At 71.8% G+C, this 26,681-nt stretch carries 25 protein-coding genes and 1 pseudogene; 15 read left to right on the top strand and 11 right to left on the bottom strand.

All coding sequences use genetic code 11. From position 1 onward, the window contains the following. Positions 1 to 106: 106 nt before the first annotated feature. The 3 genes from ABZ898_RS12255 to ABZ898_RS12245 all read right to left on the bottom strand — a co-directional run bounded on the left by ABZ898_RS12255 (position 107) and on the right by ABZ898_RS12245 (position 2,324). The gene (locus ABZ898_RS12255) at positions 107 to 1,465 is read right to left on the bottom strand and encodes a hypothetical protein (RefSeq protein WP_361656279.1); all 1,359 of its coding nucleotides are present in this window, start codon (positions 1,463 to 1,465) and stop codon (positions 107 to 109) included. Positions 1,466 to 1,605: 140 nt separating this feature from the next. After that, on the bottom strand, positions 1,606 to 1,905 hold the full coding sequence (locus tag ABZ898_RS12250; protein ID WP_361656277.1) for a hypothetical protein: 300 nt from the start codon (positions 1,903 to 1,905) through the stop codon (positions 1,606 to 1,608). Beyond that, complete coding sequence (locus ABZ898_RS12245; RefSeq protein ID WP_361656274.1) at positions 1,902 to 2,324, bottom strand: hypothetical protein; 423 nt, start codon at positions 2,322 to 2,324, stop codon at positions 1,902 to 1,904. The genes ABZ898_RS12250 and ABZ898_RS12245 overlap by 4 nt, the downstream gene beginning before the upstream one ends. 69 nt (positions 2,325 to 2,393) lie before the next feature. On the opposite strand from ABZ898_RS12245, the gene ABZ898_RS12240 reads away from it, so the two are divergent. Together ABZ898_RS12240 and ABZ898_RS12235 are read left to right on the top strand one after the other, a co-directional pair. Next, positions 2,394 to 3,017 (top strand): TetR/AcrR family transcriptional regulator, encoded by a 624-nt coding sequence (locus tag ABZ898_RS12240; RefSeq protein WP_361656272.1) that lies wholly within the window; start codon positions 2,394 to 2,396, stop codon positions 3,015 to 3,017. Between the two features lie 80 nt (positions 3,018 to 3,097). Further along, complete coding sequence (locus tag ABZ898_RS12235) at positions 3,098 to 3,862, top strand: hypothetical protein (protein ID WP_361656269.1); 765 nt, start codon at positions 3,098 to 3,100, stop codon at positions 3,860 to 3,862. A gap of 72 nt (positions 3,863 to 3,934) precedes the next feature. Here the strand turns inward: ABZ898_RS12235 and ABZ898_RS12230 are convergent, their stop codons facing one another. Further along, complete coding sequence (locus ABZ898_RS12230; RefSeq protein WP_361656267.1) at positions 3,935 to 4,651, bottom strand: hypothetical protein; 717 nt, start codon at positions 4,649 to 4,651, stop codon at positions 3,935 to 3,937. A gap of 172 nt (positions 4,652 to 4,823) precedes the next feature. On the opposite strand from ABZ898_RS12230, the gene ABZ898_RS12225 reads away from it, so the two are divergent. From ABZ898_RS12225 to ABZ898_RS12200, 6 genes and pseudogenes are all read left to right on the top strand, one after another. Continuing rightward, entirely contained in the window at positions 4,824 to 5,813 is a 990-nt protein-coding gene (locus ABZ898_RS12225; protein WP_361656264.1) for a S66 peptidase family protein, read from the top strand. A gap of 4 nt (positions 5,814 to 5,817) precedes the next feature. After that, positions 5,818 to 6,678: an ATP-grasp domain-containing protein gene (locus ABZ898_RS12220; protein ID WP_361656262.1), complete on the top strand. Its 861-nt coding sequence runs from the start codon at positions 5,818 to 5,820 to the stop codon at positions 6,676 to 6,678. A 4-nt stretch (positions 6,679 to 6,682) separates the two neighbouring features. Further along, on the top strand, positions 6,683 to 7,276 hold the full coding sequence (locus ABZ898_RS12215) for a hypothetical protein (RefSeq protein ID WP_361656259.1): 594 nt from the start codon (positions 6,683 to 6,685) through the stop codon (positions 7,274 to 7,276). A 118-nt stretch (positions 7,277 to 7,394) separates the two neighbouring features. After that, a complete protein-coding gene (locus ABZ898_RS12210) occupies positions 7,395 to 7,844 on the top strand; it encodes a spore-associated protein (RefSeq protein ID WP_361656256.1) in 450 nt (149 codons plus the stop codon). Positions 7,845 to 8,192: 348 nt separating this feature from the next. Beyond that, a complete protein-coding gene (locus tag ABZ898_RS12205) occupies positions 8,193 to 9,710 on the top strand; it encodes a catalase (RefSeq protein ID WP_361656253.1) in 1,518 nt (505 codons plus the stop codon). A gap of 85 nt (positions 9,711 to 9,795) precedes the next feature. Continuing rightward, positions 9,796 to 10,515: pseudogene (locus ABZ898_RS12200) on the top strand (SDR family NAD(P)-dependent oxidoreductase); the annotation flags it as partial. A gap of 279 nt (positions 10,516 to 10,794) precedes the next feature. On the opposite strand, the gene ABZ898_RS12195 reads toward ABZ898_RS12200, so the two are convergent. After that, positions 10,795 to 11,658 carry an oxygenase MpaB family protein gene (locus ABZ898_RS12195; RefSeq protein WP_361656251.1) on the bottom strand — a complete coding sequence of 288 codons (864 nt, stop codon included), beginning with the start codon at positions 11,656 to 11,658 and terminating at the stop codon, positions 10,795 to 10,797. A gap of 138 nt (positions 11,659 to 11,796) precedes the next feature. Then, positions 11,797 to 12,690, bottom strand: a complete 894-nt coding sequence (locus ABZ898_RS12190) for an alpha/beta hydrolase (protein WP_361656317.1) — start codon at positions 12,688 to 12,690, stop codon at positions 11,797 to 11,799. Positions 12,691 to 12,759: 69 nt separating this feature from the next. Here ABZ898_RS12190 and ABZ898_RS12185 point away from each other — a divergent pair, with 69 nt between their 5' ends. Then, entirely contained in the window at positions 12,760 to 13,245 is a 486-nt protein-coding gene (locus ABZ898_RS12185) for a MarR family transcriptional regulator (RefSeq protein ID WP_361656314.1), read from the top strand. A 7-nt stretch (positions 13,246 to 13,252) separates the two neighbouring features. Here ABZ898_RS12185 and ABZ898_RS12180 read toward each other — a convergent pair whose 3' ends face one another. Continuing rightward, positions 13,253 to 13,450, bottom strand: a complete 198-nt coding sequence (locus ABZ898_RS12180) for a hypothetical protein (RefSeq protein WP_361656248.1) — start codon at positions 13,448 to 13,450, stop codon at positions 13,253 to 13,255. A 96-nt stretch (positions 13,451 to 13,546) separates the two neighbouring features. On the opposite strand from ABZ898_RS12180, the gene ABZ898_RS12175 reads away from it, so the two are divergent. After that, positions 13,547 to 14,116 carry a DinB family protein gene (locus ABZ898_RS12175; protein ID WP_361656246.1) on the top strand — a complete coding sequence of 190 codons (570 nt, stop codon included), beginning with the start codon at positions 13,547 to 13,549 and terminating at the stop codon, positions 14,114 to 14,116. A 213-nt stretch (positions 14,117 to 14,329) separates the two neighbouring features. Beyond that, on the top strand, positions 14,330 to 14,704 hold the full coding sequence (locus tag ABZ898_RS12170; RefSeq protein ID WP_361656243.1) for a VOC family protein: 375 nt from the start codon (positions 14,330 to 14,332) through the stop codon (positions 14,702 to 14,704). A gap of 89 nt (positions 14,705 to 14,793) precedes the next feature. Here ABZ898_RS12170 and ABZ898_RS12165 read toward each other — a convergent pair whose 3' ends face one another. Next, a complete protein-coding gene (locus ABZ898_RS12165) occupies positions 14,794 to 17,340 on the bottom strand; it encodes a GH32 C-terminal domain-containing protein (RefSeq protein WP_361656241.1) in 2,547 nt (848 codons plus the stop codon). A gap of 404 nt (positions 17,341 to 17,744) precedes the next feature. Here ABZ898_RS12165 and ABZ898_RS12160 point away from each other — a divergent pair, with 404 nt between their 5' ends. From ABZ898_RS12160 to ABZ898_RS12145, 4 genes are all read left to right on the top strand, one after another. Continuing rightward, on the top strand, positions 17,745 to 18,767 hold the full coding sequence (locus tag ABZ898_RS12160; RefSeq protein WP_361656239.1) for a sugar ABC transporter substrate-binding protein: 1,023 nt from the start codon (positions 17,745 to 17,747) through the stop codon (positions 18,765 to 18,767). Positions 18,768 to 18,883: 116 nt separating this feature from the next. Continuing rightward, on the top strand, positions 18,884 to 19,879 hold the full coding sequence (locus ABZ898_RS12155; protein WP_361656237.1) for an ABC transporter permease: 996 nt from the start codon (positions 18,884 to 18,886) through the stop codon (positions 19,877 to 19,879). Then, positions 19,876 to 20,712, top strand: a complete 837-nt coding sequence (locus tag ABZ898_RS12150; RefSeq protein WP_361656234.1) for an ATP-binding cassette domain-containing protein — start codon at positions 19,876 to 19,878, stop codon at positions 20,710 to 20,712. The genes ABZ898_RS12155 and ABZ898_RS12150 overlap by 4 nt, the downstream gene beginning before the upstream one ends. Before the next feature lie 56 nt (positions 20,713 to 20,768). After that, entirely contained in the window at positions 20,769 to 21,851 is a 1,083-nt protein-coding gene (locus ABZ898_RS12145) for a LacI family DNA-binding transcriptional regulator (protein ID WP_361656231.1), read from the top strand. On the opposite strand, the gene ABZ898_RS12140 is transcribed toward ABZ898_RS12145, so the two are convergent. The 3 genes from ABZ898_RS12140 to ABZ898_RS12130 form a co-directional block, all read right to left on the bottom strand. Then, positions 21,778 to 22,056, bottom strand: coding sequence for a glutaredoxin domain-containing protein (locus ABZ898_RS12140; protein WP_361656229.1), 279 nt, complete (start codon positions 22,054 to 22,056; stop codon positions 21,778 to 21,780). The genes ABZ898_RS12145 and ABZ898_RS12140 overlap by 74 nt on opposite strands. Positions 22,057 to 22,172: 116 nt before the next feature. Next, positions 22,173 to 23,144 (bottom strand): DUF4331 family protein, encoded by a 972-nt coding sequence (locus ABZ898_RS12135; RefSeq protein WP_361656226.1) that lies wholly within the window; start codon positions 23,142 to 23,144, stop codon positions 22,173 to 22,175. A gap of 155 nt (positions 23,145 to 23,299) precedes the next feature. Then, a complete protein-coding gene (locus tag ABZ898_RS12130; protein ID WP_361656223.1) occupies positions 23,300 to 26,581 on the bottom strand; it encodes a TIM-barrel domain-containing protein in 3,282 nt (1,093 codons plus the stop codon). Between the last annotated feature and the right edge of the window lie 100 nt (positions 26,582 to 26,681).

The following is a 26,681-nucleotide window of genomic DNA, read 5'->3' as shown; positions in this document are numbered from 1 at the left end:
GGTCCCCGTGCGTGCGCGGGGGCCGGGCGGGGGCGGGGGCCCGGGGGGGGGGGGGGGGGGGGGGGGGCGGGGGCGGGGGGGGGGCCGCCCCCCCACCCCCGGATGGTCAGTTCACGGCCAGGGTGGCCGTGTTGTTCGTGAGGTCCGGGTCGAAGCCGAGCGGGCGCTCACCGTAGGGCGGGTGGATGCTCACGGCGCCGGTCGCTCCGGGCACCACGGTGTCGATGCGCACGGAGAAGGTGAAGGTGCGCCGCGTGTCCTCCAGCACCCAGTAGGGCAGCTCGCAGTCGTAGCGCGGGGCGCCGGTCTGCTGCGGGTAGTAGCGGCCGTCCAGCGTGCGCGGGTAGCAGCCGTCCGGCACGCCGGTGACCTTGGTGCCGTCGGGCACGACGAACCGCACCTGGGCGACCGGGTCACCCGAGCCGAGGTTGCCGAGCCAGGCCGGGCCGTTGTTCTTGAAGGTGAGGTCCACGGTGGCCGTGTCACCCGCGCCGCCCGAGACGGCGTCACCGGTCACGGAGAAGTCCGCGGTGTTCTCGGCACCGAGCTGCACGACCTCGTAGCCGTTGCGGGAGTCGATGTCCTCGGCACCGCCGGCCGGCTCGACGTCGATGTCGAGCCGCTCGCTCAGCGCCTGCGGAGCGAGCCGGACCGTCAGCGGAGCGGGCAGCTCGAAGGACTCCCCCGGCGCCAGCGTCCGGTCGAACGTGCAGAGCACGTGCTTCATCGGCGCGTAGTCGTCGCCGTCGGCGGTGGTGTAGGTGCAGGCGCTGTACCGGGTCAGGTCCGTCAGGCCGTACGAGGCGGTCAGCTTGACGGTGAATCCGTGCGCGCTCTCGTTGCCGTTGTTGGTGACCTTGAACGGGATGGTCCGCTCGTCGCCGGGCCGGCCCTGCTCGATGCCCGGTATCGGGGCGATGGCCAGGTCCGGGCCGCTACCGACGGTGACCGTGGTCTCGAAGCTGTCGTGCGGCGCGGTGAGCGTGCCGTCGGGGCCGCCGGTGGCGGTCGCCTCGTAGGTGATCCTGCCCTGAGCGCCCGCCTCGGCGCCGTCGGCCGCGCGCACCTGGAGGGGCACCTGGTCCTCGAAGTCGCCCCCGATCACGGGCACCACGGGGACGTCGCACACCGCCCGCGTACCGCTCGGCGCGCAGTTGTCAGGCCACGCCACCTCGGCGACCCCGGCGAGACCGGAGATGTCGACGGTGAGCTTGCCGTCGGTCACCGTGAAGTTGGTGTTGTCGTGGTAGAGGCCGACCCCGAGCGTGCGGGACTCGGGCTGCTCCCCGTCGATGCCGAGCGGCACGGTCCGCTCGTACGGCTCATGGACCCACAGCTGGTCGGTCTGCGGCTCGTCCGCGGCGAACGCGGGCGCGGCGAGGCCGACGGTCAGCAGACCGAGGGCCGCCGCGGCGGCGGCGCCCGATCTGAGCCGTACCGGACGTGCGGCGGAAAGCTTGCTCATTGCTACCCCCCAAGGGTGTGGTGACGCGACTGACGCACCGACAGACACGGCGTGTCGGCAAGATCATCACACGGTACGGACGGGTCGCGCCCCGATTTTCCGGCAGCGCGGGAGAGCGCTGGAGCGCTGTGCAACTCGGGCTATTCGTCGCGTACTTCGGGGTCCATGGCGGAGGTCTGGTCGCCGAACCGGTCCAGGATCAGCAGGAGGGCGATCAGGCCCGCGACGATTCCCACGACGAAGACCAGCGGGGTCAGGCCGAGCAGGGCGAACACCGCCCCGGCCGGGAGCAGTCCCACGACGAGGAAGAAGAGCCAGCCCAGGCGCGCCGACTCCGCCCGTCGGCCGATACGGAAGCCGATCAGCCCGGCCGCGACACCCCACAGCGGCACGACGACCGGCGAGAGGGCGGCCAGGGTGATGAGGACTCCGGCATTCACAGCAGCTCCCGTGAGTGGTGCGAGTCAGTCGTGCCCACGGGGGTCGCGGCGACCAGCAGAGCGGCGAAGGCGAGCGGGGCGGCGGTCTGGTACCCCATGTAGACTTCGCCCCCGGCGCTGTTGCCCTGCCGCGCCAACAGGAACCCGGTCAGGGCCGTCAGCACCCAGCCGGTGTCGTAGGCGATCATGAGCCGCGTGTACGTGCGCGGCGAGCGGCTGCGCGTGTACGCGATCTCGATGCCGCCGCCGGTCAGCAGGGCCATACCCGCGGCGACCATCAGCCAGACCGGTGTGCCGAGTGACCGGCCGAGCGGGGCGGCACCGGCGAGACAGACAGCGGCGAGCACGGTCTTGAAGGCGCCGTCGGCGATGACGCCTGCCGTGTGGCGGGTCACCCTCGATGTCACAACTCGGTTCATGAGCATCCCCCTTGAAGCTCGTCCCGACTGCTTCCGTAACGAGATTACGGGAATAACGAGGTTATGAGAATGACACGAGCGCAGACCAAGGAACGCAATCGCCGGGCCCTGCTGGACGCCGCGTTCCAGGTCGTCTCGCGGGACGGGTACCGGGCCAGGCTCGATGAGATCGCCGAGCGCGCGGGACTGACCACGGGCGCCGTCTACTCGCTGTTCGGGAGCAAGAACGGCCTGGTGGTCGCCCTGGTGGCCGACTACCTGCGGCCGTACTACGAGGAGGTCGAGGAGGCGGTCCCCGCCGGACTGGATCTGCTGGAAGCGGTCGGCGCCTTCGCCCGGTACTACCGGCGCGGTTGCGACGGTCCCGAAGCGTTGCCTCGTCTGTCGCTCCAGATCACCCTGCTCGACATGGCCCTGCACGACCCGGAGTTGGGGTCTCAGCTCGCCGCGTCCGTCCGCGCGCAGGAACAGCATCTGGTCGCGCTGTTCACCGGACGGCCGTACAAAAAGCGTGTTGTGACGTCCCGTCACGCAGAGCGTCTGACGACCGCGCTCAGGGCGCTGCTCGTCGGTCTCGGCCAAGGTGTCCCCCTCGGCCTGGCTCCCGATGCCGACGAGGAGTACTTCGCCGCCGCCGCGCGCGCTCTGGTGTGCGACGCGTCTCTTCTCGATGACGATGCGGGCTCCGCCTGAGCGGCGGCTCGGAGGAATCGCCCTGTTCACGTGCCTTCCGCTGTGGTTCACTCGGGCCCCCTTGTCGTCCGGAGGACCGCATGAACGGCACCGCCCCTTCGCTGTCCCGCGTCCCGCTCGCGGTGCTGGTTCCGGGGGCGGCCGTTCTCGTCGCCGCCGCTCAACTCGCGCTCCTGCCGGGGGACCCCCGCGCGGTCGTGCCCGTGCGTCCCGGCTCGGACACCCTCACCACCGGCTACACGTGGTGGGGCACCGCCCTGTTCGCCGCCGTGCTGGCCGTATCGGCCTGGGCGGTCGGGCGCCGGGGCCGGACCGGGACAGCAGTACTGGTGGTGGGCGGGGTGCCGGCCGCGCTGCTGCTGGCGTCCTTCCTCCTGCACGAGCCCGTCACGGACGGTTTCGCCGGGCTGTGGCCGACCGACTGGCTCGTCGGCGCCGTACTGATCTCGGCGGGGGTGGCCCTCGTGGCGGGCTTCGCAGGAGGTGAACTGCCGCTCGCCGTACGGTCGTTGCTCGTCCCGCTACTGGTGGCCGGCGCCGCCGCCCTGTCGGGCTTCCTGTTCGAGTCGGTCGCGTCCGGCGAAGGAGGGGTGGCCCGCACCGTATCGGCCGTCCTGGCGCTCGCGGTGGGCCACGGGCTCGGCTGGGCGCTGCGCGCGAACGGGTGGAGCAGCGGGCGGAGTGTGGCGCTCACGTCCGGGGCTGTGGTGCTCATCGCGCTGGTGGACAGCGCTTCCGTCCCGCTGTGGGGATGGGCGGCCCCGGACGTGGTGGCCTGGGTCGTCACCGTCGCCGCCTTCGCCGTGGGTACGGCGTCGGTGTGGGCGTGGCGGACGCGGAGGTAGCCGGGGCCGACGAGTGCGGAGGTAGCCGGGGCCGCCGATTTCAGACGGCCGCACGACGTCCCGAGGCGACGGTCACGGCTTCAGCGCGGCCGCCACTCGGGCCAGGCGATCGGCAGGCAGTGCGAAGCGGTTGGCGGGGTTGCGGAAGGAGTACTCGCCGTCGTTGACGGCGAAGCCGAGCCCGGAGGCCGTCCAGCGTGCCGGGCCCGGAGCCCCTTGGTCCTCCAGGAGAGCGGCGGCGAGGGGCTCAGGGTCTTCCACGCCGGTGCGGGCGCGGAGCGCGGCCGTCAGGCGGTCTGCGGCATCGTCGGGTACCTCGTCGTCACCGAACGCGGGCAGCAGGAGGCGGGCGGCGGGGTCGGTGGTGCTGCCGCCGGGCAGCGCGTTGTCCACGGCCGCCACCAGCTCGGGCCAGGACAGGCCCGGTCCCATGAAGTGCCCGTCGTCCCGGGCGAGCGGCTCGGCCCGGTCCCAGTCGGGGTGGTGGAGGAGGTAGTCGATGCCGGTGTCGTCGGCGAGGGTGCGGTAGACGATGTGGACGCGGTGGCCGTCGGTGAGGGGGACGGTGAACGTCGGCCACTCGGCCCGTTCCCACAGGCGTCGCTGGAAGTCGCCGGCCGCGTCGTAGTCCGCGCCGAACAGCAGCTCTTCGGCCTCTCCGCCCTGGGCGCACGAGGAGAGGTGCCCCAGCCAGAACAGGGGCTCGTCCAGGAGGGCGGTCCGGTGGGTGAGGGGGCCGCCTTCGTATCCGGGTATCCGGGCGGGGTGCGGGTCCGGGCTGTTCGTCACGGGGGACATCATGCCGCGCGGTGCGGCGAGTTCCGTGGCTGGGCCCGCCGTCAGGGCGCCGACGGGCGCGCGTACGACCGGAGCCGACGCCCTCATCACGATGGTGAGGCGGAAATAACGGCGATACGAGCCGTGTTCTCCGCCACTGTCGATCAACAAGGAGGAGACCCTCATGCCTGCGACTCTTCGGCCCCGCGCGCTGCGTCCCGGTGACCTGGTGGTTGTCACCGCGCCCTCGGGCGCGCTCGCGCCGGGTGAGGAACCGCTGCTCGCACGGGGTGTGGCGATCCTGGAGCGAATGGGGTTCCGCGTGCGGGTCAGCCCGATGGTCGACCCGGCGCGGCAGCGCTGGTGGGCGTCGGGGACTCCGGCGGAGCAGGCCGCCGAACTCAATGGTCTGCTCCGGGACCCGGAGGTGCGGGCCGTCGTCGCGCACACCGGCGGGCAGGCGACCATCGGCTATCTCGACCTGATCGACCTCGACGCGATCCGGGCCGATCCGAAGCCGATCGTCGGCTACAGCGACATCTCGCTGCTGCACATGGCGTTGCACGCGCGGACCGGTCTGGTCGGCATCCACGCCGACATCGCCACCCACGGTTTCGGCGGCGACTGGTACACGCTGGGCGACGAGGCCCGCCGGGCGGAGCTCGTCGACCTCTACACCCGTGTGCTCACGAAGGCCGAGGCGCCGGGGGCGCTCCCGGCGCACGGTGTATGGGAGAGCTGGCGGCCGGGCCGCGCGGAGGGGCCGCTGTACGGCGGGCTGCTGAACCGGCTGATCATGCTGCAGTCGACGCCGTTCGCGCCGGAACCCGAGCGGTTCGACGGCGCCGTGCTGTTCTGGGAGGAGCTGAACCGGCCGGTCTCGCGGATCTGGAACGACCTGCACGTCCTGCGGCTGTCCGGGGTGCTGGACCGGATCGCGGGCATGGTCGTCGGCATCCCGACCGAGGTGACGCCCCACGAGGACGGCGCCGGTCGTGCCGATCTGCGCGATGTCGTGCTCGATGTGCTGGCCGAGCGTGACATCCCGGTCCTGGCGCAGGTCGACTTCGGCCACACCTCGCCGAACCTGCCGCTGCCCCTCGGCGTCCGCGCGGAGGTGGACGCGGACAACCGGACGCTGTCGCTGCTGGAGCCGGCGGTCCTGGAAGCCTGAGTTCATGACACCGCACGGCTTCCTGGCGCTGGCGCCGCAGTACACCACGACCTCCGAACTGCTCTCGGCGGCGGCACGACGGCGGGGCATGGAGGTGGAAGCCCTGTCCCCGCAGGGTGCCCCGCCCTCCGTCGCCGATTCTCGGAGCGCCCACTACTACGGCGGGCCCGGCTTCGCCGAACGGGTCGTCGGCGCCCTTGGTGTGGCGCTGCTGGAGCCCGTCGACGACTGGCTGGTCGCGCTGCCGCGCACCTGGACCGGACGGCGGATCACCATGGCGACCCTGGAGCAGGCCCGTGCCCTGACGCGTCCGGCGTTCGTCAAGCCGCCGCGCGACAAGTGCTTCCCGGCCGCCGTCTACAGCGACGGCAACAGGCTGCCCGTGGGGCCGGAGTTGGCGCCGGACATACCGGTGCAAATCAGCGAGACGGTGTCCTGGGCGGCGGAGTTCAGGCTGTTCGTGCTGGACGGTGAGGTCCGCACAGGGTCGCAGTACGCCACCTACGGCCGCCTCGACGCCCATCCGCTGCGCGGACACCGGGACGAGCACGCCGTCCTGGAGTTCGCGCGGGGACTCCTGGCCGGCTGCGGCGACACTCTGCCCAGCGCGGTGGTGGTGGACGTCGGGCGCCTGACCACACCCGAGCGGCCCGCGGAGAAGCGGTGGGCGGTCGTCGAGGCGAACATGGCCTGGTTCAGCAACTGTTACGCCGCGGAACCCGACCGGGTCCTGGACGTCGTCCTCCGGTCAGCCGGTCCGAGAGCGCGACTCGGGCCGCGTGACCAGCGGTTCTGGCGCGGTTCCGGAGGCGATCGCCCCGGCGGTCGACCGCGCACGGGCGATGAAGAACGCTGGGTAGGGTGACGGTATGTTCACGTCGCGGCGCAGGCTCAGATTCACGGCGGTATCGGCGATGGCGGTGCTGGCGCTGACCGGCTTCTCCTCGGGCCGCGGCCACGGAAGTGGGAGCAGTCACGGGGGCGGCGGGGGCGGGTGCAGCAACTCCCATCAGGATCACGACAGTTCCTCGTCCTCCAGTGTCGACGACACCTCGGGCGACGATCCGTTCGACATCGCTCCGGAGGACGTCGACCCGTACGGCGATTCCTCCGGCGGCAGCGGTTCGTACCGTTACCGGCCCGGTGTCCGCTCCACGCCGACGACATCCTCGGGAGGCAAGGCCCAGGCGCTCGCGGACGGCAGCGCTGTGCTCATCCACTGCGTGACCGCCCTGAAGCCGTACACGACCGTCGAGGTCAGCAATCCGAACCGGAGCGAGGGCGTGTTCAGTGTGGAGGTCACCTTCCACGACGAACGCGGCCTCGTCCTGCACGACGTGTCCGAGCAGGTGAAGGTGCCCGCCGAGGACACGGCGACCCTTCGGATACCCGCTGCCCGGAGCTGGGACCTGGAGCAGATCGACCACTGCGAGGTCGACCCGTGGGCCACCGCCGACCACTGACGGGGCGGCCGGTCCGCGTGCGGCCGAGAATTTCCCGACGAGCGGTACAACCATCCGGACAGGCGGCCAGTCACACCAGACAGGAGCAACAAGCTCCAACAGCCATACAGGGGGAACAATGCGATCCAACCGTACAGCCCTCGGCATCGGCGCTCTGGCCGCCCTCGCGCTGGCCGCCACCACCGCCATGGCGGTGCCGGCGTCGGCCGCGCCCAACACCACCCCGCAGAAGGTGTGCGGCAGCAGCTACCGCACCGTCAACTCGGCCGCCATCGGCAGTCTCGGCACCGTCTACCTGACCTACAACGCCACCAACGGGAAGAACTGCGTCACCACCATCCGCAACAGCCCCGGCACCGCGACCTCGATGTCCGCCTGGCTGTACATCGTCGACACCGAGCAGGGCGACGACGACTACGGCGACTTCACCTCCTACGCCGGTCCCACCTACGTCTACGGCAAGGGTCACTGCGTCGACTGGGGCGGCCACATCAAGAACGTGTACGTCCAGGTCTCCGGCTCCAACTGCGCCTCCCTGAAGGAGAAGCGGACCACCTACACCCGCTGACCCCTCACCGCCGCACCTGGTGACGACACGCTCCGGCGGACCGGGACCACCCCGGCCCGCCGGGGCTTCTCCCCGTGTACGGGCACCATGTACGGCACCAAGATGTACGCGCACCGACCTCCGGTCCCTGCCCTGAACGTGCCGAACCGGCATGTCGCGCCGCCCCGCGCCGACGGCCCCGCCCCGCCCGCAGCCCGGCGGCCCCTCCCGTCACCCGCCCCGGTCATCCTCTCCCCGCCCACGTTTGCCGCCCCCCGACCCCGGTCACCCGGTAACCCTGGGCCCGTGCGCCCCCGGGCACACACGGGGGCGGCGCGGCAGATGTGCGGAAAGGACCAGCGAGCAGGTATGACCGACACCCCTTACACCACCACAGACTCCGGTGCCCCCGTCGAGAGCGACGAGCACTCGCTGACCGTCGGTCCCGCCGGGCCGGTGCTGCTGCAGGACGCCTACCTCATCGAGCAGATGGCGCAGTTCAACCGGGAGCGGATTCCGGAGCGGCAGCCGCATGCCAAGGGCAGCGGGGCCTTCGGGCGGTTCGAGGTGACCGGCGATGTCAGCGGCTACACCAAGGCCGCCGTGTTCCAGCCCGGCACCCGTACCGATCTCGTCGCCCGTTTCTCCACCGTCGCCGGGGAGCGCGGCAGCCCGGACACCTGGCGTGACCCTCGCGGCTTCGCGGTGAAGTTCTACACCAGCGAGGGCAACTACGACATGGTCGGCAACAACACGCCCGTGTTCTTCATCAAGGACCCGATGAAGTTCCAGCACTTCATCCGGTCCCAGAAACGCCGGGCCGACAACAACCTGCGTGACCATGACATGCAGTGGGACTTCTGGACCCTCTCCCCCGAGTCCGCCCACCAGGTCACCTGGCTCATGGGCGACCGGGGCGTCCCGCGCACCTGGCGCCACATGAACGGCTACACCTCCCACACGTACATGTGGATCAACGAGGCCGGGGAGCGGTTCTGGGTCAAGTACCACTTCAAGACGGACCAGGGCATCGAGTTCTTCACGCAGAACGAGGCCGACCAGATGGCCGCGGTCGACACGGATTACCACACCCGTGACCTCTTCGAGCACATCCGCGACGGCGAACACCCGAGCTGGACCATGTATGTGCAGGTCATGCCGTACGAGGACGCCGCCGGGTACCGGTTCAACCCGTTCGACCTCACCAAGGTGTGGCCGCACAGCGACTACCCGCTGATCGAGGTCGGCCGGATGACGCTGGACCGCAACCCCACCGACAACCACGCCGAGATCGAGCAGCTCGCCTTCCAGCCGAACAACCTGGTGCCGGGCATCGGCCCCAGCCCCGACCGCATGCTGCTGGCGCGGCTCTTCTCGTACGCCGACGCCCACCGGCACCGTATCGGCGCCAACTACGCGCAGCTCCCGGTCAACGCCCCCGTCGTGGACGTGCACACGTACTCCAAGGACGGCGCGATGGCCTACCGCAGGACCAGCGACCCGGTCTACGCCCCCAACTCCAAGGGCGGGCCGGCGGCCGACACCGCGCGCTTCGGCAGCCCGCCCAGCTGGGAGGCCGACGGTGCGATCACCCGCAGCGCCTACGTCCAGCACGCCGAGGACGACGACTGGGGGCAGGCCGGCACCCTGGTGCGGGAGATCATGGACGACGACGCCCGCGACCGTCTGGTCGACAATGTCGTCGGGCATCTGCTGAACGGCGTCACCGAGCCCGTCCTGGAACGCGCCTTCCAGTACTGGTCGACCATCGATCCGAAGATCGGCCAGCGCATCGCCGAGGGCGTGCGCGCCAAGGCCGACGAGAAGGACCCCAAGGCGGACGAGCAGGGTAATCCGGCCCGTCGCGGCATGCAGGACAAGGCCTGAGTCACCTCCCTCCGGCGCCCCTTCCCGTGTGCGGGGAGGGGCGCCGGGGCGTGTCAGGCCGGTGAGTGCGGGTACTGCGGATGCCATGAGCGTCACTTCGCTGATCGACACCGCCCTCGACCGTTCCGTCGTCCTCGGTTACGGATGGCCCGGACTCGCCGTGCGGCGGGCGCTGCCCGGCTGGCCGGAGGGGCCCGGACGGATGGACGGCAAGGTCGTCCTGGTCACCGGCGCCGGTTCGGGTGTGGGCCTCGCCGCCGCCGTCGGCTTCGCCCGGCTGGGGGCCTCGGTACGGGTTCTGGGCCGTACGGAGGAACGGGCGGAGGAGGCCGCCGCGCTCACCCGGGAGCAGGCCGGTGACGACGTCGACGTACGGGCCGTCGCGTGCGACGTGAGCAGCCTGGCCGCGCTGCGGGACTTCACCACCCGGTTCCGGGAGCAGGAGGACCGGCTCGACGTGCTGGTCAACAACGCCGGGGTGATGCCGGACGAGCGGGAGTACAGCGTGGACGGGGTCGAGCTGACGTTCGCCACGCATGTGCTGGCGCCGTCGGTGCTGATCGAGGAGCTGACACCACTGCTCACACGCGCGGCGCCGTCCGTCGTCGTCAACGTGACGTCGGGCGGACAGTACAGTCAACAGCTCTCGCCGGGTGATCCGGAGTCCGAGGATTCGTCGTACAGTCCGAAGAAGTTCTACGCCCGGAGCAAGCGCGCACAGCTCGTCATCACCGAGCAGTGGGCCGAGCGGCTGGCGGAGCAGGGGGTGCATGTGCACGCCATGCATCCGGGGTGGGCGGACACCAAGGGCGTCCGCACCTGGATGCCGGTCTTCCGTGCGGTGACCTGGCCGATCATCCGCACACCGGCGCAGGGCGCCGACACCATCGTCTGGCTCGGCTCGTCCCCCGAGGCCACGCACAGCGACGGCCTGTTCTGGCACGACCGCCGCCCCCGCCCCACCACGTACCCGATCGGCGCCGACGACGACCCGGCGGAGGTGCGTGACGAACTGTGGCGGCACGTCGAGTCACTCGCGCACGGCGAACGGTCCGTCTGGGGCGGTCTGGGCCGGTCGGGGAGTTCAGGCGCGGGGCACCGGCGGCGGGGGCATCAGCCAGCGGATCAGTGCCGTCACCGCCTCGCCGGCCGGGGCCACGCACCAGCGTTCGGCACGGGGCAGCACCGGGAGCCGCAGGCGTTCGCGGGACCAGTCGGGGAGCAGGGACACGGCCGCCGCGCCGAGGACGAGGTACGGGGGAAGGACCGGGGCCGGGATGGGCGGGCGCAGGAGGATGTAGCGCACGGCCTCGCGGGTCTGCGGGGTGATACGCAGTTCGGGGCGGTAGGAGTCGAGCCGCTCGTGGAGTTCCGCCAGCGTGCCCGGAGGGTTCTCGATGCCGAGGGCGGTGGCGACCCTGGCCATGTCGGCGACGTAGGCGTCACAGCCCGCGGGGTCCAACGGGCGTTTGCCGTAACGCTGGTGGGCGGTGAGGAAGCAGTACGCCTCGGCGCTGTGCACCCAGGCCAGCAGGTGCGGGTCGGCGGCGTGGTAGGGCTCGCCCTCGGCCGTGCGGCCCCGGATGCGCTGGTGGACGGCCCGGACCCGGTCCACGGCGCGCTGGGCGTCGTCCGCGGCGCCGTAGGTGGTGTAGGCGAGGAACGTGCTGGTACGGGCGAGGCGGCCCCAGGGGTCGTTGCGGTAGTCGGAATGGTCGGCCACGGCCGTCATCGCCAGGGGGTGCAGGGACTGCAGGAGCAGGGCGCTCAGGCCCCCGGGGAACATGGAGGCGTCGCCGTGGACGACGCGGATCGGGCGGTCGGCGGCGAACCAGCGGGGGCCCGGCGTGCCGTGGACGCGCCGCCTGCTGTCGAGTCCCCCGGGGCCGGCGACCCCGCGGAAGAGAGCGTCACCGAGCCTGCCGCGCAGCCCCGGGCGGGGGGCCACCGCGACCGCCCGTGCGTTCGCGGGCCCCGGTCGCGTCGGGGTGAGTGAGGGTCGCTCGGCCATCGCCCTGCCCCAATCGGTCGCGTGCGGCTGCCGCTCAAGTGAACAGCGGCCGGGCAGGCGACGCCAGCCGCATCGTTACTGCGTCGCTTGCCGTCCGTCCCTGCCCCTGTCCCCGTCCTTGTCCCCGTCCATGGCGTCGATCTCGAGCAGGAATTCCTCCAGCAGGGCGGCGAACTCCTCCGGCGCCTCCATCGTGACGTAGTGCCCGACGCCGTCGATCGTGGCCGTGCGGCCGTCGGGCACCTCGGCGGCCAGGGCGTCCACGGTGGCCAGCAGGCCGGGGGCGTCGAGCGCGCCGTTGACCGCGAGGACCGGGACGGTGATCTCCTTCGCGCGGGCGGCGGCGTCCGGGACGGGGACAAGGTGGTCGGGCTCGTCCGGGGTGTGTTTCATCAGGGTGCGCAGGGCGCTCTCCCGCACCTGCCGTACGAGGTCCTCGTCCATGTCGGCGAGCGTGCGGGCGGGGCCCGGTATCCACTGGGCGAAGGCGTCCAGCCAGGCCGGGATGTCGCCGGAGCGCAGCGCGTTCTCCTGGGCCCGCTGGAGGGCCGAGGACCAGGGGTCACCGAGGTCGGGTTCGCGCAGTCCGCGGCCGCTGACGACCAGGGCGCGGACCAGATCGGGGTGTTCCAGGACGGTGTCGAGGGCGATCAGCGCGCCCATGGAGACGCCGACGAGGACGGCCCGCTCGCCGAGGTCGAGATGGCGCAGGAGCGCGGCCAGGTCGTCGGTCTGGCGGAACGGCCTGCTCGCGTTGGCGGAGCGGCCGTGGCCCCGGGTGTCCGGGGCGATCACCCTGTGCCTTCGGGCGAGGGCCGGGACCAGGCCGGCGAACTGGGTGTGGTCGGTGAATCCGGTGTGCAGCAGCACCAGTGGCCGGGCGGTGCGGGGGCCGGTGTCGAGGTAGGCGAGCGGGCCGTCGCCGGAGTCGTAGGTCTGGACGGGCGGTGCCGTGGGCAGATCCTTCATCATGACAACCAAGGTGTCATGTCTCGCGGAGGATGGCAACCAAGGTGTCATGATGGACGGGTGACCGAGATGCCGGACGACCGTCCCCTTTCGCCCGAGGAGTTGCCCGAGCGGCTGATGGAGGTGTTCGCGCTCGTCGGGCCGCTCTACCGGCGTGTCCAGCGCAAGATCGAGCAGGACGCTCCGGCCCAGGGGCTCTCGGTCGGCACCCGGGCGGTGCTCGACCTGCTCCGCGAGCACGGCCCGATGACCGTGCCGCAGCTCGGCAGGGCCCAGTCGCTGAGCCGGCAGTTCGTGCAGCGCATGGTGAACGACACGGCCGCGCAGGGCTTCACGGAGACGATCCCCAACCCCGCGCACCAGCGCTCCTCGCTGATCCGGCTCACGGAGGCGGGGCGCACCGCGATCGGCGCGGCGGTCGACCGGGAGCACGCGCTGCTCCGCCAGGTCGGAGGCGACCTCACCGGAGCCGAAGTGGACTCGTGTGTAAGGGTGTTGGGGCGAATGCTGGAGCTGTTCGGTGATGTGGAGATCACCGGGATGCCGCCGCGCTAGGGGGCGCTCACGGCCTCCGCTCGTCGCCGCGCGCCCGCCGCAGGTCCCGTACGAGCGTGGCTGACGCGCCCAGGAAGAGGACGGCTCCGACCACGGGCCAGAGGACGGAGGCGCCGGAACGGTACTCACCGACCGCCCCGGCGAACAGCAGCACGCTGACGAGTGCGCCGAAAGCCGAGATCAAGGTACTGACGCGCGTGGTCACGCGGACATCATCGGGGACGGCCTCGGCCAGGGGGAAGGGGCGCGGGTGATGTTCCCCCGACAACTCGGTGGCGCACAGGGGCGGTTACCGGCGAGCATGCACCGCATGACTGAGCAGCCCGCGCGTTGGACCGAGGCGACCGTGTACCCCGACATGTGGACGGACCCGGACGACGATCCCCGCAATACCGAAGACTCGTCTCCGGACGGCGAGTTGGCGACGCTCCAGGACTTCCTGACGAACTACCGCCTGACCCTGCGGATGAAGTGCGAGGGGCTCGACCCGGCCGGGCTGGCGCTGCGGTCGGTCCCGCCGTCCAGCATGTCGCTGCTGGGACTCGTCCGGCATCTGGCGGAGGTGGAGCGGGACTGGCGCAACTGGATCACCGAGGGCGATCCGCTGCCGAAGATCTACGGCGTGCGCGACGCGGACTTCGACGGCGCCGTCGGCGACCAGGCCGTGGTGGACGCCGCTTTCCGCGATCTGGAGCGTGAACAGGCCGCGACCGACGCCGCCTTGGCCGGACACGAGGATCTGGGCACGCGGCTCGGCAAGGAGGGCATCGCGGTCCGGGAGCTGTTGGTGCACCGGATCGAGGAGTACGCCCGGCACTGCGGCCACGCGGACCTGCTGCGTGAGCGGGTCGACGGGAGAGTGGGGCAGTGAACCCGGTTCACAGGGGTCTGCTGGAGGGACGGGGCTGACCGAACGCGGGGCGAACCGATAACGTGAGCCGTGTGAACACCGGATCGGCTCAACGCCACGCACAGGACGGTCAGCCGGTGGACGGCTGACGGCGCGGCGGGCTTCGGCCCGCGGACCTCCGGGACTCGTACGTCACCACGCGTCCGAGCCCGAACCCACCATGAGGTCAGTCCCATGCCCGCAACGTTCAACCACACCATCATCGCCGCCAAGGACCGCCAGGAATCCGCCCGGTTCTTCCGGGAGTTGCTGGAGGTCCCCGAGGCGCCGTCCTGGGGGCCGTTCGTCAACATCCAGCTCGCCGACGGCGTGCTGCTGCAGTTCGCCGAGCCGCCGGTGGAGATCCAGATGCAGCACTACGCATTCCTCGTCGACGACGAGCTGTTCGACCGTGCCTACCGACGCCTGAAGGACAACGGGGTCGTGCACTGGGCCGATCCGCAGATGCGGCGCCCCGGCGAGATCAACGACGAGCACGGCGGCCGGGGCGTCTACTTCAAGGACCCCGCCGGCCACGCCATCGAGCTGCTCACGCGGCCGTACCTGTAGTGCCGTTCGGCGCCGTGAACGCGTAGGCGCACTGGGCCGGCGGCGGAGGTCGGAACCTCACCCCGGCCCGGTGTCGCGGCCGCGGTCCCTCACTCGCGGTACGAGCCCACCTGGCGGACCTTGGCTCGCTCAAGGGTCACCGAGCCGTGGTCGGCGAACAGTTGGAGGCCGTCGGAGGTGGGGTCGGGGAAGATCAGGTCGGTGATGGTCGCCTCGCCGTCGCCGCCGTAGACCTCCACGGAGGACCAGTCGACGAGTATCCGGAGCCTGACCTTGCCGTCGCGCGGCTTGAGCGGTGCGCGCTGGACGCCGGGGAAGGAGGAGCTGAAGTCCGTGACGCCGGAGCGGGTGCGGTCGACGTACATCTCGCCGGTCGTGCGGTCGTAGCCGACGATCGTCTCCTGGCCGCCGCCGGTGCGGACCTTGAGGCCGAAGCGGTCGGCGTCGCGGAGGGTGAAGGTGGCCTCGATGTCGAGGGCCTTGCCCTTGACCGGGAGGAGGCGCGCGGTGCCGGTGGCGGTGATGCCGGACAGCGTCGTGGGCTGCCGCCACAGGGTGGCGAGGGCGGGTACCGGTTCGGCGGTCAGGCGGGGGCGGCCGTCGACGGTGCGCAGGGTCAGGCGGCGGGGGACGGTCTGGGCGCTGCGCCAGGGGGTGGTGGGGGTGGCTCCGGCGTAGTCGAGCCCGGCCATCCAGCCGATCATGTACCGTCGGCCGTCGGGGGCGTCGTTCCAGGTGACGGCCGCGTAGTGGTCCTTGCCGTGGTCGACCCAGGAGGCGCGGTCGACGGCGGAGCGGGCGGGTGCCTGGGCCGCCGTGAAGCTGTCGGCCATGATGTGGCCCCAGCCGCCGGTGTTGCGGTCGACGAGTTGGATGCGGGCGGTGCGGCCCTGGTACGGGCGCAGGTCGAAGGCGGCCCAGTCCATCGCCTCGCTGTCGGAGCCGGTGACGCTGCGGACGACCTCGCCGTCGACGAGGAGGTTGACGGCGCTCTCCTGGGTGAGGGACCGGGCGCGGGTGTCGGAGAGGATCACGTGGTCGACGTTGAGGTGCCCCCAGCGGCCGGTGTTGTCGTCCACGATCCGGATGCGGGCCCGTTCGCCCCTGAGGTCGTGTACGTCCCAGGAGGCCCAGTCGAGCGCTTCGGTGTCACGGCCGGTGGTGGTGCGTACCGTGCGGCCGTCCACGACGAGTTCGACGGCGGTGCGGCCGGCGGAGGTGGCGGGGTGGCTGCCGCCGCCCACGAGGAAGTCGAGGTGGTCCTTGTCGAGGGTGAACTCGGGCGAGGTGAGCGTGCCGGTGGCCGCGTCGCCGCCCCGGTAGGTGTTGACCAGGCCGTCGCCCAGCCAGCCGGAGACCTGCTGCTGGTCGGGCAGGGTGCCGGTGGCGGGTGCGGTGCCGAAGGCGTCGCCGGTCGCGGTCCAGCCGCCGTACGTGCCGCCCTCGAAGTCGGCGAGGACGGTTCCCTCGGGGGTGGGGCCGCGGTCCACGGCGGTGCCGGGTTCGTGCGGGTGGCGTCCGCCGCCGGCCTTGAAGTTGAGGTACGGGGTGGTGACGGTGAAGGCGGGTGAGGTGAGGGTGCCGGTACTCGCGTCGCCGCCGTGGAAGCTGTTGGCGAGGCCCTTGCCGTCGAAGCCGGTGACCGTCTGCTGGCCGTCGACCGCGCCGGAGGCGGGTCCGCCGCCGAAGGCGGTGCCGGTGGCGGTCCAGTCGCCGAATCCGGGGGCCTCGAAGTCCTGGACCGCCGTGCCGGGCGGCGGGGTGTACGAGCCGTCGTCGTCCGGGGTGAAGCGGGTGCCGTCGAAGTCGCCGGTGAAGTACTGGGTGCCCGAACCGCCCGCGACGGCACCGGGGTTGACGTTGGTGACCAGGACCCACTTGACCTTGCGCGGGTCGCCGTCGACGGGGAGGGGGAAGAGGTCCGGGCATTCCCAGACGCCGCCGGTCGCGCCCGCCGGGCCGAACTCGCTGAGCTGCCGCCAGTCCTTGAGGTCGCGGGAGGTGTAGAAGCGGACCTTGCGCTCGGCGGGCAGGGCGACCGTCATCAGCCAGCTCTTCGTGGGCGCGTACCACTGGACCTTGGGGTCGCGGAAGTCGGTGGAGCCGATGTCCAGTACGGGATTGCCCTGGTACTTGGTCCAGGTGCGGCCGCGGTCGGTGCTGTAGGCGAGGGACTGGGCCTGCTTGCCGCCGTCCTTGAAGGCGCTGGTGTAGACGGCGACCATCGGCGGGTTGCCCGGGGTGCCGAAGCCGCTGGTGTTGTCCCGGTCGATCACCGCGCTGCCGGAGAACACCATCTCCTTGTCGTCGTGGGACAGGGCGAGCGGGAGTTCCTTCCAGTGCACGAGGTCCGTGCTGACCGCGTGGCCCCAGGACATGTCGCCCCAGGAGTTGCCGCCCGGGTTGTACTGGTAGAAGAGGTGGTATTCGCCTTGGTGGTAGAGGAGACCGTTGGGGTCGTTCATCCAGTTCTTCTCGGGGGTGAAGTGGAACTGGGGGCGGTAGGTCTCGGTGTGGGGCGGTGCGTCGGCGGCGGCCGCCGGCGGGGTGAGGGACGCCGCCGTCAGGGCGCAGGCGGACAGTGACGCCGCGATCAGCCAGGCGCGGGCGTGCCGCGCCGCTCGTAGCGAGCTCATGACATCTCCTGTGCTGCGGTCGGCCCCGCGGCGGAGCGTGACGCGCGGGGCGCACGGGTCCGGGTGGAAGAGCAGGCCGCCGGTGCCGTCGTCACCGGCGTCGGCGGGAGATGTCATCGTTGACGCATGTCATCGATGACAGCGAGCGGGTGCGTCGATGATGCGGCAGGGGCGGGTGCGCGTCAACGGTTCGCGCGCAAGCGGTTGTTGGCTGGTTCCCGGCGTCCCGCACAAGCCGCGTACGTTGCCGATTCGTGACAGGCACAGGGCATTGACGCCGCCCTGAGCGGCCGTCCATCATCCTCGCCATGCCGTGTCAACGATGACATAAGTCAACGATGACACCTCGGGACCGGCATGCTCCGATGCCGGCCGCGCCGCTCGCAATCCCGCAGGAGTCGTTCATGTCTCGCAATCCTCGCCCGCACCTGTCCCTGCTGAGAGTGGCCGCGTGCACGGGCGCCGCGGCCCTGGCCCTCACGGCGTGCGGCTCCGGCTCGGGCGCGGGGTCGTCCGGGCCGGGTTCGGGCGGAATCAAGGTCGGGCTGATCACCAAGACCGACACCAACCCGTTCTTCGTGAAGATGAGGGAGGGCGCGGAGAAGTCGGCCAAGGAGAACGGCGCTCGGCTGATGACCGCGGCCGGCAAGTTCGACGGGGACAACGCCTCGCAGGTCACCGCGATCGAGAACATGGTGGCGTCCGGGGTGAAGGGCATCCTGATCACGCCGAGCGACTCCAAGGCGATCGTGCCCGCGCTGGCGAAGGCCCGCGCCAAGGGCGTGCTGGTGATCGCGCTGGACACGCCGACGGACCCGGAGAGCGCGGTCGACGCGCTGTTCGCCACGGACAACACCAAGGCGGGCGAGCTGATCGGCGCGTACGCCAAGGCGGCGATGAAGGGCAGGAAGGCGAAGATCGCCACGCTGGACCTGGCGCCCGGTGTCACGGTGGGCGTGCAGCGGCACGACGGGTTCCTGAAGGGCTTCGGCGTCGGCGCGAAGGACCCGTCCGTGGTCTGCTCGCAGGACACCGCCGGTGACCAGTCCAAGGGGCAGACCGCGATGGAGAACTGCCTGCAGAAGGAGCCGGGCATCAATGTCGTCTACACGATCAACGAGCCCGCCGCGCTGGGCGCCTACACCGCGCTGAAGGCGAAGGGCCGGGAGAAGGACGTGCTGATCGTCTCCGTGGACGGCGGCTGCACCGGCACCGGAGCGGTCAAGGCCGGGAAGATCGCCGCGACTTCGCAGCAGTACCCGCTGAAGATGGCCGCCGAGGGAGTGAAGGCGGTGGTGTCGTACGCCAAGGACGGCAAGAAGGCGTCCGGTTACACCGACACCGGGGTCACCCTCATCACCGACAAGGCGCAGTCCGGCGTGGACGCGAAGGACACCGCGTACGGCCTGGACAACTGCTGGGGCTGATCCCCGGCTCCTCCTGACCGGGCGGCCGGCCCGGCCACTCCCCCGCCGGACCGGCCGCCCACCCCGCCCGCGTCCCCCGGACCGATCTCCGGAAAGCCCACCGACAAGGACGTCGTATGACCGCCACGACCACGCCGTACGCCGGGCTCCCGGCGCCGAGCACCGCGCGCCGTCTGCTCACGGCACCCACCACCGGTCCCCTGGCCGCCCTCCTGATCGCCTGTGTCTTCTTCTCCTTCTCCACGGACCAGTTCCTGACCGGCGGGAACTTCTCGCTGATCGTGCAGCAGGTCATGGTGGTGGGCACGCTCGCGATCGGGCAGACCCTGATCATCCTGACGGCGGGGATCGACCTGTCGTGCGGGGCGGTGATGGCGTTCGGCAGCATCATGATGGCGCGGATGGCGGCCGAGGGGTCGCTGCCGCCGCTGCTCGCCATCGGTCTGGGGCTGGCGGTCTGCGCCGGATTCGGGCTGCTGAACGGCGTGCTGGCGGAGAAGGTGCCGCTGCCGCCGTTCATCGTCACCCTCGGCATGCTGAACGTGGCGTTCGCGCTGACCCACATCTACTCCAAGGAGCAGACGGTCACCGAGCTGCCCGGCCCGCTGACCGCGCTCGGCGGCACCTTCCCGCTGGGGCACACCGACATCACCTACGGCTCGCTGGTCACGATCGCCCTGTTCCTGCTGTTCGCCTACGCGCTGAGCAGCACCGGCTGGGGCCGGCACGTGTACGCGCTCGGCAACAGCGTGGAGGCGGCCCGGCTGAACGGCGTACGCACCTCGCGGCTCGCCATCGGCGTGTACACGGTGGCCGGTCTGCTGTACGGGGTGGCCGCGCTGCTGCTCATCTCCCGTACCGGCGTGGGTGATCCGCAGGCCGGGCAGACGGACAACCTCGACAGCATCACCGCCGTGGTCATCGGCGGGACGTCCCTGTTCGGCGGGCGCGGTTCGGTGCTGGGCACGTTCATCGGTGTGCTCATCGTGGGTGTGTTCCGCAACGGCCTCCAGCTGATGGGGGTCGCGTCCATCTACCAGACGCTGATCACCGGGGTCCTGGTGATCCTCGCGGTGACCGTCGACCAGATCTCCCGGAAGAAGGCCCGATGACCTCCGCCGACTCCCCCACGCCCGTCCTCCAGGCCCGCGGGCTGGTCAAGCGCTACGGCCAGGTGACCGCCATCGACGGCGCCGACTTCGATCTGCTGCCCGGTGAGGTGCTGGCGGTGATCGGGGACAACGGCGCCGGGAAGACGAGCCTCATCAAGGCGCTGACCGGGGCCGTCGTGCCGGACGCGGGCGAGATCCGGCTGAACGGCGAGCCGATCCGGTTCACCGGGCCGCAGAGCGCCCGCGCGCACGGCATCGAGACGGTCCATCAGGATCTGGCGGTCGCGGCGTCGATGGACATCGCGTCCAACATGTTCCTGGGCCGGGAGCTGCGCCGGCCCGGCGTGCTGGGCAGTGTCTTCCGCATGCTGGACAAGAAGCGGATGCGGCAGGAGGCCGCCGAGCACATGGCCGATCTGAAGATCGGGCTGCGTTCGCTCACCCAGGCCGTGGAGACGCTGTCCGGCGGGCAGCGGCAGGCGGTCGCGGTGGCCAGGTCGGTGGCGTGGGCGCGCAGTGTCGTGGTGATGGACGAGCCGACGGCCGCGCTCGGGGTGAAGGAGTCCGGGCAGGTGCTCGACCTCATCCGGCGGGTACGGGACAAGGGGCTGCCGGTGGTGCTGATCAGTCACAACATGCCGCACGTCTTCGAGATCGCGGACCGCGTGCACGTGCACCGGCTGGGACGGCGGGCGGCGGTGATCAGGCCGTCGGATTACTCGATGGCGGAGGTGGTCGCGATCATGACAGGGGCGCTCACGGTGGACGAGAGCGGAGGTACGGTCGTCGCGGACTCGGAGGCCGCGAAGGCGGCCGGGGTCCAGGCCACCTGACTTCACCGGCCCGGGGTGCCCGGCCGGAGCCGACGAGCACAGGAGACATGTCCCGCATGGCCGCGAACCGCCGCCCGACCCTGGCCGATGTCGCCCGTGAGGTCGGGGTGAGCGCCAAGACGGTCTCCCGTGTCCTCAACGAGGACGGGCCCGCCTCGGCGGCCACCCGGGAGCGGGTGCTGGCGGCGGTGGCGCGGCTGGGCTTCCAGCCCAATCTGATGGCGCGCAACATCCGCGTGGGTGGCCCGGACACCACGATCGGGCTGGTCGTGCCGGACCTCGGCAACCCGTTCTTCGGGGCGGTGGCGGGCAGTATCGAGGACCGGGCGCGTGAGCGCGGGCTGACGCTGCTGATGGGTTCCTCGGCCGACGATCCGGAGCGGGAGCGGGCGCTGACGGACAAGTTCCTGGCGCGCCGGGTCAGTGTCCTGCTGGTGGTGCCGTCGGTCGGGGCGGACCACGCGCATCTGCGGCCGCACCGGGCCGAGGGGCTGCCGGTGGTGTTCGTGGACCGGCCGGGGGCGGGGCTGGCGACGGACTGCGTGGTCAGCTCCAACCGGGAGGGCGCTCGCGCGGGGGTGGCGCACCTGGCGGCGTACGGGCACCGGCGGATCGGGTTCGTCGGGGATCTGCCCACCCGGCTCTACACGCGGCGCGAGCGGCTGGCCGGTTACCGCCAGGCGCTGCGGGAGGCGGGGCTGCCCGAGGACCGGACGCTGATCGCCAACGCCCACGACCAGCACGACGCGGGCGAGGCGACGGCGCGGCTGCTGGCGCTGCCCGATCCGCCGACGGCGCTGTTCGCGGGCAACAACATCGTGGCGCTGGGCGTGGTCGCGGGGCTGGCCCGCGGCGGCCGCAAGGATGTGGCGGTGGTCGCGTTCGACGACGTGGCGCTCGCGGAGGCGCTGGAGCCGGCGTTGACGGTCGTGGCCCAGGACCCGGGCGAGATCGGCCGTACGGCGGCCGCCACGGCCCTGGCCCGGCTGGACGGTGACCGTTCCCGTGCCCGTACGGTCACGGTGCCGACCCGGCTGATCGTGCGGGGGTCGGGCGAACAGCGGGTCAGCGGCCCGGCTTCAGCAGATGCGGGGCGTGCGTCCGGACGGCCTCACGGATCTGCCGCATCGACGGGTTGACCATCGCGTGGCCCGCCACGGTCACGGTGGGGACGGTCTCGTTGCCGTCGGCCACGAGGCGGACGAAGGCGGCCGCGTCGGGGTCGCGCCAGATGTTGACCTCGGTTCGGGGCAGCCGGGCGAGCCGCAGGCGGAGCCGGAGCTTGATGCAGAAGGGGCACAGGGGGCGCCAGAAGACGACGACGCCGTCGCGGTAGTCGGTCAAGGTCTTCCCCTCGGTCGGCGTCCTGGGTTCGGGCGTCTCCGAGCGTAGTGGAGGCCCGCGCGGTGCCGTCGCGCGGGCCCTCTTCCCTTGGGGGTGCGGCGAGTTGGGGTGCGGGGTCAGAGACTCGCCGGCTCGGCGTGGGGGGTGCCGAGGTAGGGGAACCGGTCTTCGAGGTCGGTGTGCGGGCCGATGTGGTCGGTGGTGATCTGCCCGCCGGAGACCATGGTCAGGCGGGCGGAGGTGACGTCGTCGGTGGGGGTGCGTCCGTTGGGGTAGGCCGCGGGCCGGGAGCGGTCGAAGCGGAGGACGTCGGGCAGGACCATGGCCAGCGTCTCCTCGGCGGCCGCGGCCTCGTAACCGCCGGTGTGCTGGAGCACCTCGGTCCACTTCCGCAGGTAGGTGTCGCGGTCGTCGGCGGGCTCGCCCTCGTTGTAGGCGGTCTTGACGCTGTTCTCGGGGTTGAAGTATGCGGTGAGCGACGGGTGGGCGCCGCGGTCGACCGACTTCAGTTCGCCGTCCGTGCGCAGGCTCACGCGTCCCCACACACCGATGACCGGGTCGGCGCCCAGTTCCTGGCTCGGCATCTCCAGCGCGATGCTGAGGACGTTCTTGTCGGCGCCCCAGTCCTTGCCGGTCCACTGGAACTCGTTGGCGATGCCTTCGAGGTCGGCGAAGAAGGGGTCGCTGCGCAGCGCGGCGGAGAACAGGTACGGTCCTGCGGTGACGACCTCGGGCCCGGTGCCGAAGGCGACGGGGGCGTCGCTGATGATCTGCTCGCCGGCCGCCTCGTGGTCGCGGGCCTGCTGTCCGGTCGCCCGGTGGACGCTCACGGTCTGCCGCCCGTCCCGGGGCGGGGAGAAGACGAAGCTGAACGCGATGTCCGCGCGGTGGTCCCCGTCGGTGTCGACGTTGATCCGGTAGACCGCGTCGGGGTGGAAGGCGGAGCCTTCCTTCGGGACGGCGGGGTGCGCGTTCATGATCAGTACGGTGCGGTCGCCCGGCACCGTGAACGCGAACAGGTCGGTCATGTCCAGCCGGGCGTCGCCCATGGGTGAGCGCAGGTCCGGGCCGCTGAGGTGATGAGACATGGCCTCAAGGCTGCCCCGGCGGTGCGGACCGCTCGGGGAGGCCGTGCCGCTCTCCGGCGCCGGGTCACTCGGACGCCACGCGGCCCGCGAGGCCCGCGCGAGGTCGTCGCGCGGGCCCGCTCGGTGCGTCGCGGTGCGGTGTGTCGCGGTGCGGCCTACCGGTAGGTGACCGACACCGGCTGGTGGACGCCGGTCCTCGGGGTGGTGACCTTCAGGGTGCGGGTGGTGGTGTCCCACTGCCAGGCGGAGGGCGCGAGTTCGGCGCCGTTCGCCGTGACGTGGGCCGGGGGTCCGGCCAGGCCCTGGAAGGTGACGGTCCAGGTGCGGCGGGCGGGAAGGCCCTTGTAGGTGCCCTGGGTGGGGGCGATGCGCAGGGTGCGGCCGGTGTGGGTGATGCGGGTGGTGGCCGAGCGGTGGCGGGCGGGGGTGGTGACGCCGTCGTCCTCGTAGAGGGTGAAGGCGCCGGGCGCGCCGGTGGCGACGGTGACGCCGACCCGGTCGAGCGGGGTGCCCGCGTCGTGGGCGGCGTCGCCGAGGCGGGTGGTGACGATGCCCCCCGCGCGGAGGAAGACCGGCATGGTGTCGAGGGTGGTGGTCACGTCGTACGTGGCGCCGCCGGTGCCGGCGGTGTAGGTGCGGCCGGTGAAGTAGTCGGTCCAGGTGCCGGGCGGGAACCAGACGGAAGTGGTGCTGCTGGTGCCGGGCGTGGTGACCGGGGCGACCAGCATGTCGGGGCCGTACAGGTACTCGCTGCCCGCCCTGGTGTAGGCGTTCTCCTCCTCGGGGTGGTCGAGGTAGAGGGGCCGGACGATGGGGACGCCGGTGGTGGCGGCCTGCTGGGCGAGGGTGTACGTGTACGGGACGAGGGACTCGCGCAGCCGGAGGAACTCGGCGGCGGAGTCGCGGGCCGCGTCGCCGTACTGCGAGGGCAGCCGGTCGCTGTGGTTGGAGTGCAGGCGGTCGATGGGCTGGAAGGTGCCGAACTGGACCCAGCGGGCGTACAGGTCGTCGGGCAGCTTGGTGGTGCGGTGGGTGCGGCCGTCGTCGGTGGTGTAGGTCTCGGCGCCGGGGATGCCGTGTCCGTCGTTGTGGCCGCCGATGTCGTGGCTGATGGCGGCCATGCCGGTGGCGGCGGACTCGGCCGGGGTGTAGCCGACCTCGGCGCTCAGGGTGCCCCAGGTGGAGGAGGTGTCGCCGGAGAAGTGGAGCGTGGTGCGCTTGTCGGCCCAGGGGCCGGTGGGCAGGCCGACGCCGCCGCTGTAGCCGCCCGCCTGGAGAGAGCCGTAGGCGCGGGAGAGCACGAAGGGGCGCTCGGCGGTCTCGGCGGTGAGGTCGGCGTACTTCTGGTTGATCCAGGCGTCCGGGGTGACGCCGGGCTGCGAGGAGCGGGAGGCGTCGCAGCACCAGTCGAGCCACCAGAAGTCGTTCCCGGCGCGGTCGAAGGGCCGGTGCAGATCGAGGTACGCCTTGAGCTGGTCCGGGTCGCCGAAGTCGAACGTGCGGCACTCCGAGCCGGCCGACCCCGCGCAGCCGCCCTTGGCGAGCTTGCCCTTGGCGGTCTGCTGGGCCTTCGCGTACTGCGGGTCGGACTCCAGGATGCTGGGGTGCACGTTCAGGGTGTTGTGCAGGCCCTCGGCGGTGGACCAGTCGAAGAAGCCCTTGGGATCGGGGTACTTGGTGCTGTCGAAGTTCCAGCCGCTCCAGGTGTTGGGTGCCTTGAAGTCGGTGTCGGTGACGAGCACGTCCAGGGGTGCGCCGACGGAGCGGAAGGCGGGCAGCACGGTGTCCCGGTAGTCCTTCTGGGTGCGGTCGATGTACTCGGAGTACCAGACGCCGTAGGCCCAGCGGGGAAGCAGCGCGGGCGGTCCGGTCAGGGTGGCGAGGTCGGTGAGGCCCTGCTCGTAGTCGTGGCCGAAGCCGAAGAGGTAGCCGTCCTGGTAGGGCTTGCCGGCGTGCCCGGGGCGTGAAGTGGCCTTGCCCGCACGGGAGTCGTAGACGGCGGAGGGGGTGTCGTCCAGCAGGTACCAGCCGTCGCGGTGCAGCAGGCCGGGGGTGACACGCGGGTCGGGGTCGCGGTCGCCGTCGAGGCCGTCGAGGCTGCGGCGGTAGCCGCCGAGGGCGAGGTGGGGCTGGGGTGCCGGGTCGGCCGTGGCGGTCACGCCGAGGGTGTCGACGTTGACGTGGCAGCTCGCGGTGTCGGGGCAGGCGAGGGCGATGTCGTCGGCGCCCGCCTTCAGCTCGACGGTGGTGGAGGCGGTCCGCCAGGTGTCCCAGTCGGCGGTGGGGTCGAGGGTGAGGGTGGTGGGGGTGCCGTTGCCGGGGCGGACCTCCATGGTGCGCTGCTCGTGGCGGCCGTCACCGCCGGTGCCGTTGGCGTAGCGCAGGTGGAGGCGGTAGGTGCCGTCGCGGGGGACGTCGACGATGCGGTGGGTGACGCGGGCGTCCTTGTTCAGCTCGGCGGCGAACGCGTCGCCGGAGTGCCCGCGGTGGTCGGTGGCGACGACCGCGGAGCCCGCGAGGAGCGCGTCCTCGGCCTCGCAGCCGGTGCCGAACGCGCATCCGGCGACGGCGCCGCGGTCGCGGGCCGGGTAGTCGGCGCCCGGCTTCACCAGGGCGGCGCTGTCGATGTTGACCTGGCCGGAGTCGGTGGCGCCGCGCTGGAGCCGTACGGTGTGGTTGCCCGCGCCGAGGCTCAGCGGCACCCGGGCCACGCCCCAGGTGTTCCAGTCGGCGGTGGCCGGGAGGCTGAAGGTCCGGGTGGCGCCGCCGTCGACGCTGAGGCTGAGGGTGCGGGTCTCGTGGCGGCCGTCGGCGCCGACCGCGTTGGCGTACCGCACGGCGTACTCGTAGGCGCCGGCCTCGGGGGAACGTACGTCCGTGGTCAGGGAGTTGTTGGCCACGCCGAAGCCCGCGAGGAAGCCCTTGCCGGTGTATCCGGTGTGGTCGACGGCGACGCCGGGGCCGTCGTGGAGCTGGCCCTCGGCCTCGCACAGGGTGCCCGCCGCGCAGTCGGGGCGCTGCCAGGGCGAGGCCGTCACCTGCTGCTGCCCGGCCTTCAGCCGGACGGTCAGGTTGCCGGCGGTGAAGGGTCCGGAGCCCACCTTGTAGCGCAGGGTCAGGGCGCTGGTGGTGACGGTGAGGACGCCGTCCTTGACGGAGGAGGTGTAGGGGGGCGGGGTGAAGGCGCCGCGGCCGACGGCGTTGAAGCTGGCGCTGTCCTCGAAGCGGTCGTCCCCGGCGTACTCGGTGCGGATCAGGGTCGGGGACAGCACCTGGAACCGGGCGCCCGGCACGGTCACGGTGGCCGCGCGGGCCTTGGCGGCCGGGGTCGCGGCGTCGGCGCCGACGGGGGCGAGCGCGACGCCCGCGCAGGCCAGGACGAGGGCGATGACCGGTCCGCGCGGCGGGCGGAGGGTCCGGGGGAAGGGTGGTCGCACGGCACACGCTCCAGGGGGCGGTGGCGCTCTGGCGAGCGCGACGGACATGCGGAGACGACGGGTGCAGCACAGGTGCGAGAGAGCGATACAACGTTGTAAA

Origin of the sequence: Streptomyces sp. NPDC046860, assembly GCF_040645115.1 — a bacterium.
Lineage (GTDB): Bacteria > Actinomycetota > Actinomycetes > Streptomycetales > Streptomycetaceae > Streptomyces.
This window is presented reverse-complemented; position numbering and strand designations above follow the sequence as displayed.